The organism is Arthrobacter sp. TmtSoilC79 (assembly GCF_059739405.1).
Genome location: NZ_AP046051.1, coordinates 4,261,436 through 4,277,751 on the forward strand (window position 1 = coordinate 4,261,436; position 16,316 = coordinate 4,277,751).

General features: G+C 64.2%; 15 protein-coding genes, 1 tRNA gene and 1 riboswitch. Of the genes, 9 read left to right on the top strand and 7 right to left on the bottom strand.

The annotated features are described in order from the left end of the window. Positions 1-95: 95 nt before the first annotated feature. Entirely contained in the window at positions 96-1,049 is a 954-nt protein-coding gene (locus tag AC6JA3_RS19515) for a DMT family transporter (protein ID WP_347782027.1), read from the top strand. A gap of 20 nt (positions 1,050-1,069) precedes the next feature. Here the strand turns inward: AC6JA3_RS19515 and AC6JA3_RS19520 are convergent, their stop codons facing one another. Next, the gene (locus AC6JA3_RS19520) at positions 1,070-1,993 is read right to left on the bottom strand and encodes a carbohydrate kinase family protein (RefSeq protein ID WP_026547476.1); all 924 of its coding nucleotides are present in this window, start codon (positions 1,991-1,993) and stop codon (positions 1,070-1,072) included. Between the two features lie 90 nt (positions 1,994-2,083). Between AC6JA3_RS19520 and AC6JA3_RS19525 the strand changes: the two genes are divergently transcribed. Together AC6JA3_RS19525 and AC6JA3_RS19530 are read left to right on the top strand one after the other, a co-directional pair. Continuing rightward, a complete protein-coding gene (locus AC6JA3_RS19525) occupies positions 2,084-2,593 on the top strand; it encodes a metallopeptidase family protein (RefSeq protein WP_026547475.1) in 510 nt (169 codons plus the stop codon). Between the two features lie 10 nt (positions 2,594-2,603). Further along, positions 2,604-3,524, top strand: a complete 921-nt coding sequence (locus AC6JA3_RS19530; RefSeq protein WP_347782028.1) for a cation diffusion facilitator family transporter — start codon at positions 2,604-2,606, stop codon at positions 3,522-3,524. On the opposite strand, the gene AC6JA3_RS19535 is transcribed toward AC6JA3_RS19530, so the two are convergent. Next, the gene (locus AC6JA3_RS19535) at positions 3,521-6,289 is read right to left on the bottom strand and encodes a PEP/pyruvate-binding domain-containing protein (RefSeq protein ID WP_347782029.1); all 2,769 of its coding nucleotides are present in this window, start codon (positions 6,287-6,289) and stop codon (positions 3,521-3,523) included. The two genes, AC6JA3_RS19530 and AC6JA3_RS19535, sit on opposite strands and share 4 nt — an antisense overlap. Before the next feature lie 21 nt (positions 6,290-6,310). After that, complete coding sequence (locus AC6JA3_RS19540; RefSeq protein WP_026547473.1) at positions 6,311-7,348, bottom strand: universal stress protein; 1,038 nt, start codon at positions 7,346-7,348, stop codon at positions 6,311-6,313. Between the two features lie 414 nt (positions 7,349-7,762). On the opposite strand from AC6JA3_RS19540, the gene AC6JA3_RS19545 reads away from it, so the two are divergent. Continuing rightward, entirely contained in the window at positions 7,763-8,455 is a 693-nt protein-coding gene (locus AC6JA3_RS19545; protein WP_347782030.1) for an NAD(P)/FAD-dependent oxidoreductase, read from the top strand. Between the two features lie 195 nt (positions 8,456-8,650). Here the strand turns inward: AC6JA3_RS19545 and AC6JA3_RS19550 are convergent, their stop codons facing one another. Beyond that, on the bottom strand, positions 8,651-9,436 hold the full coding sequence (locus AC6JA3_RS19550; RefSeq protein WP_026542066.1) for an NlpC/P60 family protein: 786 nt from the start codon (positions 9,434-9,436) through the stop codon (positions 8,651-8,653). Between the two features lie 3 nt (positions 9,437-9,439). Further along, positions 9,440-9,608, bottom strand: a riboswitch (cyclic di-AMP (ydaO/yuaA leader). A 174-nt stretch (positions 9,609-9,782) separates the two neighbouring features. Beyond that, entirely contained in the window at positions 9,783-10,415 is a 633-nt protein-coding gene (locus AC6JA3_RS19555) for a copper resistance CopC family protein (RefSeq protein ID WP_347782031.1), read from the bottom strand. A 114-nt stretch (positions 10,416-10,529) separates the two neighbouring features. On the opposite strand from AC6JA3_RS19555, the gene AC6JA3_RS19560 reads away from it, so the two are divergent. The 5 genes from AC6JA3_RS19560 (at position 10,530) to AC6JA3_RS19580 (ending at position 14,153) form a co-directional block, all read left to right on the top strand. After that, complete coding sequence (locus tag AC6JA3_RS19560; protein WP_026542068.1) at positions 10,530-11,972, top strand: NCS2 family permease; 1,443 nt, start codon at positions 10,530-10,532, stop codon at positions 11,970-11,972. A 74-nt stretch (positions 11,973-12,046) separates the two neighbouring features. Next, on the top strand, positions 12,047-12,997 hold the full coding sequence (gene hutG / locus AC6JA3_RS19565; protein WP_347782032.1) for a formimidoylglutamase: 951 nt from the start codon (positions 12,047-12,049) through the stop codon (positions 12,995-12,997). 69 nt (positions 12,998-13,066) lie between these two features. Continuing rightward, complete coding sequence (locus tag AC6JA3_RS19570; RefSeq protein WP_347782033.1) at positions 13,067-13,507, top strand: hypothetical protein; 441 nt, start codon at positions 13,067-13,069, stop codon at positions 13,505-13,507. 190 nt (positions 13,508-13,697) lie between these two features. Next, a tRNA-Cys gene (locus AC6JA3_RS19575) sits at positions 13,698-13,768 on the top strand. Positions 13,769-13,931: 163 nt separating this feature from the next. Further along, the gene (locus AC6JA3_RS19580) at positions 13,932-14,153 is read left to right on the top strand and encodes a hypothetical protein (protein WP_026542070.1); all 222 of its coding nucleotides are present in this window, start codon (positions 13,932-13,934) and stop codon (positions 14,151-14,153) included. A 122-nt stretch (positions 14,154-14,275) separates the two neighbouring features. Here the strand turns inward: AC6JA3_RS19580 and AC6JA3_RS19585 are convergent, their stop codons facing one another. Beyond that, positions 14,276-14,524, bottom strand: a complete 249-nt coding sequence (locus AC6JA3_RS19585; protein WP_347782034.1) for a hypothetical protein — start codon at positions 14,522-14,524, stop codon at positions 14,276-14,278. A gap of 196 nt (positions 14,525-14,720) precedes the next feature. Next, on the bottom strand, positions 14,721-16,313 hold the full coding sequence (gene hutH / locus AC6JA3_RS19590) for a histidine ammonia-lyase (protein ID WP_026542072.1): 1,593 nt from the start codon (positions 16,311-16,313) through the stop codon (positions 14,721-14,723). Positions 16,314-16,316: the final 3 nt, after the last annotated feature.

Genomic DNA, 16,316 nt, shown 5'->3' on the forward strand with positions numbered 1-16,316 from the left:
TGGGAGGGGCGGCCGTGGAATTTTGGCAGGATCTTGCCCTGACGCGTCCGAAAACCGCCAGCCGCGTCGGCCCGGCGGCGGCTAGATTTGGCTCTATGACAACCACCACCCCGGCCGAACCCGGCCAGCCCTCCCCGGACCTGCCCCAGCGCATCACCCCCGCGCCGGGAGCAGCCATCAGCAAACTCGGCATTGCCGCCGTGATCGTCACCGTCGTCCTCTGGGCCTCCGCGTTCGTGGGCATCCGCGCAGTGGGCCCCAGCTTCTCCCCCGGCTCCTTGACGTTGGGACGGTTGGTGGTGGCCGCCGTCGTGCTTGGAATCGTGGTGCTGCCCACCCTGAAGGTCTGGCCACGCGGCCGGGAATGGTTGCCGATCGTTGCGTATGGAGTGATGTGGTTCGGCGGCTACAACGTTGCCTTGAACGCTGCGGAGCACGTGCTCGACGCCGGCACCAGCGCCATGCTCATCAATGTCTCCCCCATCCTGATCGCAATCCTCGCTGGAATCTTCCTCAAGGAGGGTTTCCCGCGGTGGCTCCTGATCGGCAGCGGTGTTGCGTTCTGCGGGGTCGCGATGATCGCGTTGGGCTCCGGCCAGCGCTCGACGGCGGACGTCGCCGGTGTGCTGTTGTGCCTGCTTGCCGCTGTGCTCGCCTCTGTGAGCGCGATCCTGCAGAAACCCGTGCTGAGGAAGTTCACCGCTGGACAGGCGACGTGGTTCGGAATCATGGTGGGGGCAATCTGCTGCCTGCCTTGGACCGGGCAGTTGATTTCCGAGGTCCAGGCGGCACCGCTGCCGGCAACCCTGGGACTGGTGTATCTGGGGATCTTCCCCACAGCCATCGCCTTCACCACGTGGGCGTACGCGTTGTCCCTGATCTCGGCAGGGAAGCTGGCTGCCACCACCTACCTGGTTCCGGGCACCACCATCCTGATTTCCTGGGCTGTCCTTCAGGAAGTCCCCACGATCTGGGGGCTGATCGGCGGCGTGGTGTGCCTGATCGGCGTGGGCCTGACCCGTCGCCGGACCCGCCAGCCGTCCCGTTAGCGGACCCGCCAGCCGCTCCGTTAGCGGGCCATTCCCACCAGTAGTTCGCGGTGTGTGGGCGGGTTGGCGCCAGGACGTCCGACGGCGATGGATGCCGCCATGGAGGCAATGGTGCCGATCCGCTCCATGACGGTGGGGGCCAACCCGTCGCTGCCGCGCAGCAGCAGGCCCATGATGAGCGCTGCCATGTAGGAGTCCCCGGCACCAATGGTGTCCGCCACCGTGGCCGGGACGGCTGGGACGTTGAGCTGGATGTGCCGGGTGGCCATGAGCGAACCCTGGACGCCTTGGGTGACCACAACCAACCCGGCCCCCAGGGCGAGGAGGTGTTTGGCCGTGTCCTCAAGAGCCTTGCCCGGGTACAGCCATCGGGCATCGGTGCCGCTGAGCTTTACGACGTCGGTCAGCGGCACGATCTCCTCAAAGAGCGCCAGGGCTTCCTGATGGCTGCCGAGGAGGTCCGCGCGGATGTTGGGATCGTACGTGACCATGCAACCGCCTTGCGCTTGCTCCAGCAGGCTCCGGACAACGCTTGCGCCAGGCTCGAGGAACGTGGCGATGGAGCCCGTGTGCAGGATCCTCGGCGCGTACGGCAGGGCGAGCGGAGCCAATTTCCAGTCGATGTCGAAGGTGTAGTCAGCCGAACCGTCGGCAGCTATCCGGGCGGTCGCCGTCGCGGTCTTGCCTGCTGACATGGATCCGGGCAGCAGCACCACTCCGGCACTGTGCAGATGTGCTGCAATGGCATCGCCACGGGTATCGCGTCCAATGGCCGTCAGCAGGCCCGTTTTGACGTCCAGGCGGCCCAGGCCGAAGGCGACGTTGGCCGGAGAACCGCCGGGGTACTCCACCTGGCCTTCGGAGGACTCCACAATGTCGATCAACGCCTCGCCGACAACGACGACGTCAAGGGGTTCAGGCGCGAGGGAAGAGGTGCCGGTCATGCGGTTCCTGTGTCTGTCGAAGAGGATTGACTTTCAGTATCTCTCATCACACACGGCGCCGATGATGCCTGGGCGGACTAAAGTCGGATTATGCCCGCGAATCTTCCACCCGGCTTGCCCATTGTTCCGGACGGCGAGCGCCCATCATCGCCCCTGCGGGAACGCAACGCGGTCCATAGCCCGGTTGAGCAGACGCCTGTGGACGAGGCCTATGCGGACGGCGTCGCCCGGCCTTTCGACATGTCTGCCGAGGAATTCGAAGAAGCAGTGAGCGATGCCCTCCAGCTGATCCCGCCCAAGGCGGCCAGCGCCATGGACAACGTAGCCATTTTCATTGAAGACGACTACACACCCCAACCGGGTGAAAATCCGGATACCGTGCTGCTGGGCCTTTACGAAGGCGTGCCCCTGACCGAACGCGATTCCTGGTGGGAGGCCGGCTCCCTTCCTGACCGGATCACCATCTTCAGGCAGCCGATTCTGGACATTTGCAGTACGCGTGAGGAAGTCATTGACGAAGTGGCCATCACGGTGGTCCACGAGATCGCACACCACTTCGGGATTGACGACGATCGCTTGCACGAACTCGGCTGGGGCTAGCCTTATAGACATGGGGCACGACCACAACCACTCCCACGGAGTCACAGCAACCGGCAAGCACCGGAAGCGGCTTATTGCCGTCCTCGCCATCACCTTGGGGGTGGTGGGCATCCAGGTGATCGGCGCCGTCGTCTCCGGATCGTTGGCACTGCTGGCAGACGCAGGCCACATGCTCTCGGATGCCGCCGGTGTATTCATCGCCCTGATGGCGGCCTGGATTGCCACCCGCCCGGCCAGTGACCAACGGACGTACGGATACCAGCGGGCCGAGGTCCTGGCGGCCTTGGCCAATGCGTTGATCCTCATTGTGATCGCTGTAGTGATCATGATCGAGGCGATCCGCCGCTTCGGAGAGTCCCCGGAGATCCATACGGACGTCATGCTGTGGGCGGCCATCCTGGGTGCCGTGGCCAACCTTGTCTCGCTCCTGATCCTGCAGGGCGCACAAAAGGAAAGCCTCAACGTCCGCGGCGCCTACCTTGAAGTCCTTGGCGACCTCCTGGGTTCCATCGCTGTCATCATTGCGGCAATTGTGATCATGACAACCGGTTTCAGCGCTGCGGACCCCATCGCCTCAGTTTTGATCGCGGTGATGATCATCCCCCGCGCCTGGCACCTGCTTCGCGATGTGGTGGACGTCCTCCTGGAAGCCACCCCGAAGGGCGTGGACGTGAACATGATCCGCGAGCACATCCTGGCCGTGGACGGTGTGGTGGAAGCCCACGACATCCATATCTGGACCATCACCTCCGGCGTTCCGGTGTTCTCGGCACATGTTGTGGTGGAGGACGACGTCCTCAACGCCAGCGGTGCGGACAGCATCCTTGACCAGCTGGGGTCTTGCCTTGGCCGGCACTTCGATACTGAGCATTGCACGTTCCAGTTGGAGCCGGTGAGCCACTCCGAACACGAGTCACACCAGCATGCCTAGCCTGCCCCGCCAGCGGGGCTTTCAACGCTGACCGTCCCGGCGGCCCCGTCCACGGTGACGCGCTGGCCGGTGGCCAGACGCGACGTAGCATCCGGAACCCCAACAACAGCAGGGATGCCGTACTCCCTGGCCACCACGGCTCCGTGGGAGTTGGGTCCGCCCATCTCCATGACCAGCCCACCGGCCGTGAGGAACAACGGGGTCCAGCCGGGATCAGTTGAGGGTGCGACGAGGATTTCTCCGGGCTCCAGGTGCGCACCAACGGGGTCCATGATGACGCGCGCAGGCGCTGTGACCCGCCCCGCCGACGCCGGACTGCCGGACAAAGTGCCAGGGCGCTGGATACCGGCGTTCCGGGGTGCGGCTTCGGGTTCGGTCCCGTCAGACAAGAGCACACGCGGTATATGCCGCCTCCGCAGTTCTTGCTGGTAGGCTTCCCGGCGCTCAGCGACCAGCCCTTTGAGGTCATCTCCGGCCAATGCTGTCTCGGCTTCATCGAGATCCAGGAAGAAAATGTCCCGGGGATGTTCGATCCGCTGGGCGGCGGCAAGTTCCTCCCCGACAAGGAGCAACTGCTTTCGTGCAGCTGAGAGCCCCAGAACCAGGTTGTACTTGGGTAACTCGCGCAGGCCCGCGAATCTCCGTGTCCGGTCCAATGCCATGCGCACCACGGCCGCGTGCAACGGGCTCTTCAACCGGGCACGGGCGATGAACCGTGCAATCTGTTCATCAGCCTCGTGGGCTGCCCGCGCGAACTGTTGGTCAGGCGCCTCAGCACTTTCGGCCAGCCTCAAATAGTTGGTAACGACGCCAAGAATGTGGGTGGGGTCATCTGACCAGCGGGGCATGCCGAGATCGATCTCGGCCACGGCCCGGTGACCGAACATGGCCAGGAATGAAGTCAATCCGGCCTGGGCAACTGCCGGGAGCTCACCGTTTCGGTACTGCCCGGCCAATTCTGCTGCCGTGGAGCCTGCCATGGAGGCAACGGCGTCGGTGTCCTTCCGAATCCGGGAGGCGAGCTGCCACAAGGCCAGGTCCATCTCCGTGGTGACGTTGTTGGGCAGACCGCGGATCACAGCCTGCAGTTCCCCCTTGGGAGCCTGGTCTCCCAACAGGCGGCCAACCAAGGCCAGCATGGCGAAGCCGAGCGCGGGCAAGGGCAACACCTGCGGAACCGTGGCGAACAGCTCTTGGCCGAGGATCCGCTGGACGTGGCCGATCCTCTGGTGGGGCGTAGCTTGAGGCGGGACGGCCAAGGCGGCCCGCAGGTCCACTCCGAGCCTCTCCACCCGTTTCATGGCTGAAGCCGGGCGGAACAGTCCACGGAACAGTGACTCCGGGACGCGGTACCTGGCCGCGACGGGAGCTATGTGGCGAATCAGCTTCAAGGGCGTCCTTGACGTCACCCTAAAGCGAGGATCGTCAAAGAGGCCACGTATCAGGGTGGCCGAGCGGGCCTCCATGACGTCGAAAACGCGGGGCACGATCGCACGCCCCACCCTGCTCCGCACTACAGCCGTGAGGTCGAAAAAGATGCGCTGCCCGGCCTCGTAATACGGCGGCGGTCCGGAGCGGGGATCGGGGACGTCGAATGCGGCTGTCCTGGCTACCGAGGAGGCAATGAGCCGGATGCCGGCCAGGCCCATGGGCGTGAGGGGTCTGGTCAGTCCTTGGGCGAGGCTGAAGTTCAGGAAGGCGTGCTCTCCGGGTGCAGGAGGGGTTCGCGTGGTTTGCGGGTACAAGGTAGTGATGGGCCTGGCTTGCGTTAGCCATAGTTTTCCGTCTTGATCGATGGCCCATTCAGTGTCCTGCGGGGCCCCGTAATGGATTTGGACCTTCCGGCCCAAGTCCGCGAGCGCCAAAATCTGATGATCACTGAGGCAGGGCTGTGGATCCTCCTGCCCGTCCCGCCCGGATCCAGTGGCCCGTTCAAGGCGTTCCGTGCCGCCTCCAGGGATTGGCCTGATCTCCACTTGCCTGTCCCCGACGGCCCTTTTCACAATGGCGTTGTGGCGAACGTCAACAACGTACTGATCCGGATTCACGGCCCCGGAAACCACGGCCTCTCCCAGGCCCGGGCTGGCGTCAATCACTGTCTCGTGCCGGTTTCCCGTCACGGGGTTTGCAGTGAACATAACCCCAGCGATTGCTGAATCCACCATCTCCTGCACCACCACAGCCAGGGTGACCGATGCGTGATCGATCCCGTTGGTGGTCCTGTAGGTCACCGCACGGTCTGTCCACAGCGAAGCCCAGCAGCGGCTCACCGCGTCCAGAACCGACTCCACGCCAACGACATTCAGGAAAGTGTCCTGCTGGCCGGCGAAACTCGCGAAAGCCAGGTCCTCGGCGGTGGCAGAAGACCTGACGGCGACGGGGACATTGTCTCCCAACTGCCTGTAGGCGGCCCGCACCGCTTCGGAGATGACGGCAGGGAGGCCGGCCTCGAGCACCAGAGACCGGGCATCTGCGGCAAGCCCGTTCAACTGGTCCAGCTGGGAGGCAGAGGTCCCTTTCAATGCCGCAAAGACCTTATCCAAACCAATAGCGGACAAGGCGTAACGGTAAGCCGCGGTGGTCAGGCAGAAGCCGGGCGGTACTGGCAGGCCGGCACCGGCCAGCTCACCAAGGTTGGCTCCCTTGCCACCCACCTCCGGGAGCATTGGCCCCCGGATTCCGGCGATGTCCAGAATGAACAGGGAGCCGTGCGCGTCTGTGACGTGCCGATCCTGCTGCTGTTCCCCGGTCTCCTGACCTTCCATGGCGATGCAGGTTCCGCTCCCCTACGCTGCCCCGAGCATGGGGCCGAACTTGTCACGGTCAGCAAGCCGTGGGTCTTCACGGTCAGGGACAACCAGCACTGGTCCCTTTGCATGGTGCAGTACGCCGTCCGAGGTGGAACCCAGGAGCATGCCCGCGAAACCACCGCGGCCACGTGTTCCCAGCACCACCAACTCGACGCTGCGGCTTGTTTCCACCAGCACGTCCACCGGAGAGCCGTCCCGGAGGTCAGTCTCAATGGCCAACTGCGGGAAGTGGCTCCTGAGCCACGCCACCCCGGCGTCGAGCTGAACCCTGATGTCGGCAAAGAGGGCGTCGCGGTCCAATGGCGCCGGCACCCAGGCCAAAGACCCGCTGTACTGCGGTACGGCGCAAATGACGCGGAGCTTTGCTCCCATACGTTGTGCTTGCTCGGCTGCCTCAAGCACTGCCACACGGGCTTGCTCGGAGCCATCCACACCTACCGCAACCACGTTCTCCACGGTGCGGGACCCGGCTTTGGCGTGCTCGGCCTTGATGTGCTTGTCCTCCGTGTTTTCGCCCAGCCTGTCGGCGCAGTACAACGGGACAGTAACCGTGGGGCACTTGGCGTGGGCGGGCAACGCACTGCTCACAGAGCCCAAAAGGCGTCCCACAAAGCCACCGCGGCCCCGGCTTCCGGAAACGAGGAGTGCGGCGTCTTCCGAGAGATCCAGCAAAACACCGGCAGCGTCGCCGTTTTCCACGGAAGCGTCGACGTCGATGGCGTAACCGGAAACCTTGTCCAAGGCCTGCTTGATGATCGCGTCCGCGCCTTCGCGAATCACCGAATCATCCACGGTTGCGTAGCCACCATCCAGGCCTGACGCGGCAAAGATGGGCACGGAGTAGGCCGTCACGATGTGAAGCGGCAGCTGACGGCGCTCGGCCTCGCGTGCGGCCCAAACCAAGGCACATTGTCCGTGCTCTGAACCGTCCACTCCAACGACAATGCCACCTGGCGCCACTGCCTGGTCCTGGCCGTCCTGTGGCTCTTCAATGTCTCTGCTGTGCTGGTCCATGGGGCCCGCCTTCCACCTGCTGCTTGATGTTCCGGCCATTCTGCCAGAGGTTCTCCACCACGGATTCCCTCACGGCTTCATTGTCAATGGCCGGGGCAGAAGAAACCTGGTAATTCCTCCTCCCAAGGCCCACTATTCTCGGTCGGCACCGCCGAATCAAGGCGACTTTGGGCTATGTGCATAACGGTCCGGGCTCGGTTGCCGCGACCCCATTTTGCGCTGCGGATGAACACCGGAAACACGCAGACGTCCGAGGCTATCCATGGCAGAAAAAGTTCGGTAGTGTTCGAGTCACCGAATGGCCGGCAAACGTGTTCCAAACCACACTCCGGCCATTTATTTGCGGCCGCTTGGGGACTCGGACGCGAGCCCACGCGATGCCGAACGGCACACACGTCAAGGAGGAACCAAGCAGTGTCACTCACGCCTGATTCCGCCACGGAACGCACCACCACCGTGGTCATCGGAGCCGGCCTGTCCGGCTTGGCAGTTGCCAGTGAGCTCAGCCGCTACGGCGTGGGCTCCATAGTGGTGGACGGGTTCGGTGCGTTGTCGGCAACTGGCCCTTCAGTCCACACAGGCATGCTTCAACGCTGTGATGCCGGCGATCCCGCAGCCATGCAGGAACGCAACGAGATCCTCCGCCACCTGCGGAACTACGCCGCCAGCCATCACTTGGACGTCCGCAGCACCACACGGGCGGTGCGCCTTGATTTCCTGGGCTCGGACCCCTCCCAGCAGATTGGCTACGGCCTGGCCGCCAGTATGACCACTGCCGGCCTCAGGACAGGGCTCCACGCCTCCGGCCCCTTGGAATCCACGCGCCGCCAATGGGCTGTGCACACTGCCAGCGGCGTCCTTTTGGCCGACCACATTGTGGTGACACGCTGTGCGCAGAGCCAGTTGCGCCGCATGCTGGCGGAACTGGGCATAGCGATCGGCCAGAACCTGGCCGCGGCCATGCGGGCTGTCGGAATGCACCTCGTCGGAGTCGGCGAACTCATCACGCCCACACCGAAGGAAGTGCTTCGGCAGGCAAAGGCCGTAGGCCAGACGATCTCATCCAGGGTCGCCCTTGCCGCAGGGCCGGGCATAGCCACCGCTTAGCGGACAATGGCTCCGGGGCCGCCCCTGAAGCGCCGTTTGGGCGAAGAAGGCCCCGCCTGCGCCGGGATTCATGGCGCGCCCTACCGGCGTCGAACCTGACTCTGAACTTTTACTCACATAACTTAACGCCAAAGGCCGGTGTCCTCGAAGATTGGTTCTTCGAAGACACCGGCCTTTGAACTGAAGCGTGAGGCTTTATGCGCCAGCGCGTACGTAGGTCAGGGGACCCGTAGCAGTCAACCAGCTGATCGGGTGGATACCGGTCTGGTTGCCGTTGATGCCACCGCTGATTGCCTGGCCGTTGCCGATGTAGATGGCAACGTGGCCGGACTGGACGATCATGTCACCGGGCTGGGGTGAGCTGACAACCTTGCCGTAGTTCATGAACTGCATGGGACCGAGGTCGCCAACAGGGATGCCTGCGGAACCGAGGGCCCGCTCCACCATGGCGGTGCAGTCCTGCATGATGCCGATCTGGGCGTAAGCCGAGGCAACCATGGCAGCGTTGACGCCACCGACAGCCGGGGCAGCAGCTGCTGCAGGAGCAGGAGCAGCGGCGGCCGGAGCGGCAGCAGCAGCCTTGGCAACAGGAGCCGTTGCAGCTGCGGTGGTGACTGCAGCCTTCTTGGCGACGGGAGCCGGAGCAACCGGAGCCGGCTTTTCGATGACCGGAGCTGCTACGGAAGCAACAGCAGGACGCTCGAAGTTGACGGTGGCGGTGGCCAGTGCGGTCACAACCTGGGTGGGAGCCTCGGAAACGGTCTCAGCGACCGTGGCGGGGCTGGAGTCCCGCTGAACCGGAGCTTCAGCTGCGTGGGCAGCAATGGAGCCGGTCAGGACAAGGCCAGAGGCTGCTGCGATGACAGCTGCCTGGCGGCCAGCGCCGGAAGCGTTGCTGGCGACTGCCTTGGAGATCGAGATGAACGGATTAGGACGTACGCTGTCCGCCTTACGACGGCCGCGAAGAATGCGTGAAGACATGAAAGAGCCTCTCCCGATGCCTGCGAGGTTAGCTGTCGGATTCGGATGGGAGTCACCCGGCCACTACGCCCCGCTGTTACGCGGAAGCTTCGTGACTTCACCCCAAGGCACGCTCGAAAGCGACCTAAAATGGGTTCCCCGTCTCTGCCGTAAGGTTTGTCTGCGAACGGATTCCGGACTGCGGCAGAGCTAGGCAATCAGGCCGGAAGTGCCCGCTACGTGGAACAGGCACAGGTACAACCCTACGCGATGATCACGCCGAAGTCACATTTAAGTAACGAGAACCGCGCCTCTGGCGTGTCGCGGTGACCATTTCGAGATCTTCGCAGCTACGTAGAAAACCCCGTTATTCCGCGGCGGAATCGCCCTCAGAGTCGTTTGACGCAGCCAGTTTCCGGCGTGCAGTAACAGCCAGAAAAATAACGAGACCAACAGCAACCACTGCCAGCCCAACAATGCTCCAGGGGAAGGGCTGGGAGGCGTCGGCGGCAGGCTCGCTCTTGCCCGTTCCCGGCGCCCCGGTTCCTGCGGTGGGCACAGCTGCGGAGGATGAAGCCGGGGCCGACGGCGAGGCACCTGCCGAGCCACCCGGCGTCGTGCTTCCTGCGGTGGCGGTGAACGTAAAGGTGCCCTCGATGGGGTGGGAATCGCTGCTGACGACGCGCCACACGACCGTATATTCGCCGGCGGGAGCGCCTTCGCGCAGCTTCTGAACGGCCTGGTTGTCGATGATTTCCACAGGGCCGTCGGCCCAGTTTTCGCCGGCCGCCGTGACCGTCACGCCCGAACCGATCGCGAGCGGCCGGTTGTTGAACGTTATGGAGACCGACGCCGGAACTTCCGCCACCACTGTGCCGTTGGCCGGCGTCGTGGATTCTGCGACGTCGTGGGCAGATGCCGGGGCCGCGGAAAACAGCAGGGCAGAGGCGAAGGCAAGAGCGGCGACGACGGCGGCCAGAAGCGGGCGGATGGTACGCATGGGGCGGTTTCTCCTAGTGTTGGCTTCCTTACAGACTAGGCGAATCGTCCGGAGGCCCTTTACCGGACCGCATAGGATTTGAAAGCACACTCCCCTCGATCCCCGGAGTCCTTCATGCTTAAACAAGGTTCGGCAGTAGACCGCTACTTCAAAATTACTGAACGTGGATCCACGTACTCACGGGAAATTCGTGGCGGCTTCGCGACGTTCTTCGCCATGAGCTACATCGTGGTGCTGAACCCGTTGATCCTCTCCGGGGCTGATTCGAGCGGGGCGTCCCTCGGATTCACCGCCGTCGCCGCCACCACGGCGTTCGTAGCGGGCATCCTGACCATCCTCATGGGCGCCTGGGCAAAGCACCCGTTCGCCGTGGCAACAGGATTGGGCGTCAACGCGTTCGTCGCCGTAACAGTGGCCTCGCACCCGCAACTGACCTGGCCGGACATGATGGGCCTTGTGGTGTTGTCCGGTGTGACCATGCTCATCCTGGTGCTCACCGGTTTCCGCACTGCCGTGTTCAAGGCCGTTCCGGAAGCCCTGAAGACCGCCATCGTGGTGGGCATTGGTCTCTTCATTGCGTTGATCGGGCTGGTCAATGCAGGGTTTGTCCGGCGGATTCCGGATGCTGCCGGAACCACGGTTCCCCTGGGACTTGGCGTGGATGGCAAGCTCATGGGCTGGCCTACCCTGGTGTTCGCAGTGGGCCTGATCCTGACCATCGCGCTGGTGGTCCGCAAGGTCCGCGGCGCCATCCTGATCGGCATTGTGGTTTCCACTGCACTGGCCGCCATCCTCGAATTCACCCTCCACATCGGCCCCAGCTTTGACGGCAAGAACGTCAACCCCCGCGGCTGGTCCCTGGTTGCCCCCACCCTTTCGGAGTGGGGCGCCCCGGACCTGTCCCTCATTGGCAAGGCCAACCCGTTCGGCGCCTTCGAGCACTTGGGGTTCATCGCCGCGGCACTCCTGGCGTTCGTGATCCTGCTGAGCATCTTCTTCGACGCCATGGGCACCATGGTGGGCCTGGCCAACGAGGCCGGAACGGTGGACAAGGACGGCAACATCCCCAACGTTGACCGCGTCCTCCAAGTCGATGCCCTCGGGGCGATCGTGGGCGGCGGCGCTTCGGTTTCCTCCAACCAGATCTTTGTCGAGTCCGGCGCCGGGATCGGCGAAGGCGCCCGCACCGGCCTCGCCTCGATCGTCACCGGCTTGCTGTTCCTGGTGGCCATGTTCTTCACCCCGCTCATCAACCTTGTCCCGTTCGAAGCCGTAGCCCCGGCCCTGGTGGTTGTGGGCTTCATGATGGTTTCGCAGGTGGGCAAGATCGATTGGCAGGACTGGGGCGTTGGCATCCCGGCCTTCCTGACCATTTCCCTGATGCCGTTCACGTACTCGATCGCCAACGGCCTTGGTGCGGGCTTCATCTCCTACGTCCTCATCCGCACTTTCCAGGGCCGCGCCCGTGAAGTCCACCCCCTCATGTGGGCCGTGGCAGCTGCCTTCCTGCTGTTCTTCGGCATCGGAACTGTGGAGGAGTTGTTGGGGGTCAAGTAGGGAAGTCCGGGATTCCGGACACCCGGGTGATTGGATCGCTGGTTTTAGTGCCCGCCTTCGGGTGTGCTTAAGGCATGGAAACCAGCAGCATCCCCACTGTCGACGTCAGCCCCACACCTTGGACGGGCCGCTTTGACGGGGACGGCACCGACCACCGCCGCTGGTGGCAAGCAGTAGCACCCCTCACGTCCTCCGCGTCGGCAACGGCCTCGCGCCCCGCCGTCGTGCTTGGCTTCTGCAGCGACGCCGGTGTCCTCCGCAACAAGGGCCGCGTGGGCGCTGCCGCAGCACCTGCCGCCATCCGTTCAGCGCTGGGGCCGCTGGCGTTCCACCTTGACCGTGACGTGTTCGACGCCGGTGATGTGGTTGTGGAGGACGACTCACTGGAGTCGGGACAAGAGCGCGCTGGACGCGCCATATCGGGATTGCTCGACGCCGGAAACCTCACCGTGGTGCTGGGCGGCGGCCACGAGACCGCGTTCGCCAGCTACCTTGGGGTGGCCGGTTCTGAAGCAGTTCGCGGCAAAAGGCTCGGCGTGCTGAACCTGGATGCCCACTTTGACCTGCGCGATGAGCCCACGCCGAGCTCAGGCACGCCGTTCCTTCAGATGGCCCACGCAGAAGCGGCCGCCGGACGGGAACTGAAGTACGCCGTCGTCGGAATTTCGGAGCCCAACAACACGCGTGCCCTCTTTGACACGGCCGACCGCCTGGGCGTGAAGTATCTGCCGGACGAGCTGTGCACGCCCGAGGCTGTGGAGATTTTTGTTGCCGACTTCCTGGCCGGGGTGGACGTACTGTACTTGACCATCGATCTGGACGTGATGCCGGCTTCGGTGGCACCCGGGGTGAGCGCCCCTGCTGCTTACGGTGTGCCGTTGCCGGTAATCAGCGCAGTCTGCCGCCAGGTTGCTGCGAGCGGGAAGCTGCTGCACCTGGATGTCGCGGAGCTGAATCCGGAGTTCGACATAGATCATCGCACCGCCAAAGTCGCAGCACGCCTGGTGAACACCCTGCTCGTGTAGAGAGACGTTTAGCCGGGCCTGTTCCCGGGAACTTCCTCCGCATAGCCTGTGTGGAGGAAAGGAATGGCGATGCGTGCAGCGTCTGTGCAGGACAAGTGGGCCTGGGTGGCCGGCCTGGTGGCTGTAGCCCTGGGCCTGGTGGCGCACATGGTGGCCGGCGGGAGCGCCCCCGCCATTCCCGTTCTCCTGGCCTTCGCCGCACTCGGCTGTTTGGCCGCCCAGCTGATCGCCCGATGGGTGCACGGGCCCCTGTTGTTGCTGCTGCTCTCCGGCGTGGCCCAGCAGCTGTTGCACCTCGGATTCGACGCCTTTGGTGGCTACTTCCCCGGCAACGGTTTCCTCGACCACTTCCACGGAGGGCAGGCCCTGGGGGACGTACCTGAGGGTGCTGCGAGCAGTGGCGGGGATGTACATCTCCTTCTATACACACACATGGCAGCGGCCATTCTCACACTGCTGGTGGCGTCGGGAGTTTCCAAAGTGGCCCGGCTGCGCTCCCCTGCGGGATGAAGCCAGGGACCCCGCGGGGCCCGGGGCCGCTGCGCCGCTGGAGCCCGTCCGTCACCGGAAGCAACGCAGGGCAACTTTCGCGTAGCGCGGCGACACCACACAGTAGCGCGCCGACACCCTGGGTAGCCCGGCGACAGTCTTCGAAACCAACTTTGCAACGCCCACTTGCCGGACCCTAGTGTCGTTTGCACGTGGTGTACCCAAGAGGCCAGGGAGCTGCCTGCAAAGCAGCGTACGCGGGTTCGAATCCCGCCACCACGTCTCCTGGGCACACAGCAGATCTCCCTCCGTCAGCACGCATCCATACGCAGGCTCCATATGAGACCCACATCACGGGACTGCCGGTCATCTTACAAATTTTCAGCGCCGCCCACTATGATTGATGGGTCGCCCTCGCATGCGGCACGTAATAGGAGGCCCCCCAATGACCCCTGCAATGATTGCAGAACGCGAAATTCGCCTGTCCTTTTCCAAGGCAGACGAGATCCACGACGGCCTTGACCGCGCCGTGGATGCCCTGATCGAAAGCGCAGCAGCTGACGCTAACTGCGGCATTCTGGTGACCCGGCACGAGCCCGGCACCTACACCGTGGCTCTGGACGAATCCGTTCCCTTCGGTCAGACCCGCGAAGTACTCGCTGCCTGATACCCCAACGCATCGCCGGCAGCGACGCCAAAAACCGGGGCCCGTTCCCTTCCGCATCTACTACCCGCGGAAGGGAACGAGCCCCGGTTTCTGTTTAACAAGTACCTCGACGGTAACTGCAGCTACGCCCGGCGGAGAGTGACGCCGTCTGACTTCATGAACAGTTCCTTGCCCTCTTCGGTGACGCCCGAGCCGGAATGCTCAAGCCACACCACGTTTCCACTGCCGGAAACTTCCTCGACCCGGCCCGTCGCGATCACGTGGGCATACTTGACCACTTCCACCGCCTCGCCAACGTTCAGCGTCTTCCAGTCCGAAACCGTAGCCGAGTGAGCGCTTCGCCTGGACAGGACTGCTCCGCGTGCCTTCATTGAACTTCTACCCCTTTGTGGATGTTCTCTGTTGTGTATTGAGTTGTAACGGTTGACCGTCAAGCCCACGACATCGTTGGCGTGGACGTGACGTACACCATAAGTTTTACTACATTTGCCACGCCCCGGTGCTTGCGTTGCGAACAAAGACCGGGGCGTGACAAATATGCCCATCAAATGAGCGTTTTATTCGACGTCAGGCCAAAATCCCGACGGCGGATTCGGCGGCCGCACGGACCGCGCCGGAGCCAACCAAACGGTCAGCAGCTTCCAGTTCCGGCGACAGGAAACGGTCAGTGCCCGGCCCCTGAACTACTTCACGAAGCACCTCAAGCACTGCCGTACCGGCGGGACCCGGGGTGAGTTCGCCGTCGGACATTTGTGTCCGCATGTCGATGGCGCGGGCGCTGGTGACAAGTTCGACGGCGAGTACGCGGCGAAGGTTCTCCACGGCCTTGCGAAGCTTCCGGGCAGCGTGCCAGCCCATGGACACGTGGTCTTCCTGCATGGCGGAGCTCGGAATGGAGTCCACCGATGCGGGCACGGCCAGGCGCTTGTTGTCCGATACCAGGCCGGCCTGCGTGTACTGGGCGATCATCAGGCCGGAGTCAACGCCGGGATCTCCGGCGAGGAAGGCCGGGAGCCCATGCGAGCGTGCGGGATCCAACATCCGGTCCGTGCGGCGCTCGGCGATGGAGCTGAGGTCCGCTACGGCGATGGCCAGGAAGTCCAGGACGTAGGCCACGGGAGCACCGTGGAAGTTGCCGTTGGACGTAACGCGGCCGTCGGGCAGGACCACCGGGTTGTCGATCGCTGCGGCGAGTTCGCGGGAAGCCACCAGTGCGGCGTGGTCCACGGTGTCTCGGACAGCGCCGGCTACCTGCGGTGCACAGCGCAGGGAGTACGCGTCCTGGACCTTGGTGTCGTTGATCCGGTGGGACGCGACGATCGGCGAGTTGGACAGTACGCGGAGCATGTTGTCCGCGCTGGCAGCCTGGCCGGGGTGCGGCCGCAGGGCAGCGTGCAGCTCAGGCAGGAACACCTGATCCGTACCCAGGAGCGCCTCGACGCTCAGCGCAGCAGTGACGTCCGCCGTCGCAAGGAGCAAACGGATGTCGGCGATGGCCATCAGCAGCATGCCGAGCATGCCTTCGGTGCCGTTGACGAGGGCCAGGCCCTCCTTTTCGGCGAGGGTAACCGGCTCGATCCCGTGCTGCGCGAGCAGCTCAGCAACAGGTGCTTGTCCGGCGGTTCCGTACAGTTCGCCGTCGGGACCCATTGCTTCGCCTTCGCCCATGAGGACCAACGCGCAGTGGGACAGCGGCGCGAGGTCGCCGGAGCAACCCAGCGAGCCGAACTCGCGGACCAGTGGGGTGATGCCGGCGTTGAGGACATCCACCATGGTCTGCAGGACCACCGGACGGACGCCCGTGCGGCCGGAAGCCAGGGTCTTGGCGCGGAGGAACATGATGCCGCGGACCACTTCGCGTTCAACGGCCGGGCCCATGCCGGCGGCGTGGCTGCGGATCAGCGACTTCTGCAGCTGGGTGCGGAGGTCGTTGGGGATGTGGCGGTTGGCCAACGCACCGAAGCCTGTGGAAATCCCGTAGGCCGGGACGTCGCTGGTGGCGAGGTCGTCAATGTGGGCACGGACCTTGGCGACGTTGTCCAGGGCGTCCTGGGAGATGGTGACCTTGGCGTTGTGGCGGGCGACGGCGACGACGTCTTCCGGAGTGACGCCACTGGAACCAAGGGTGACGGTGAGCTGTTCGTTCGAGGTAATGGTCATGTT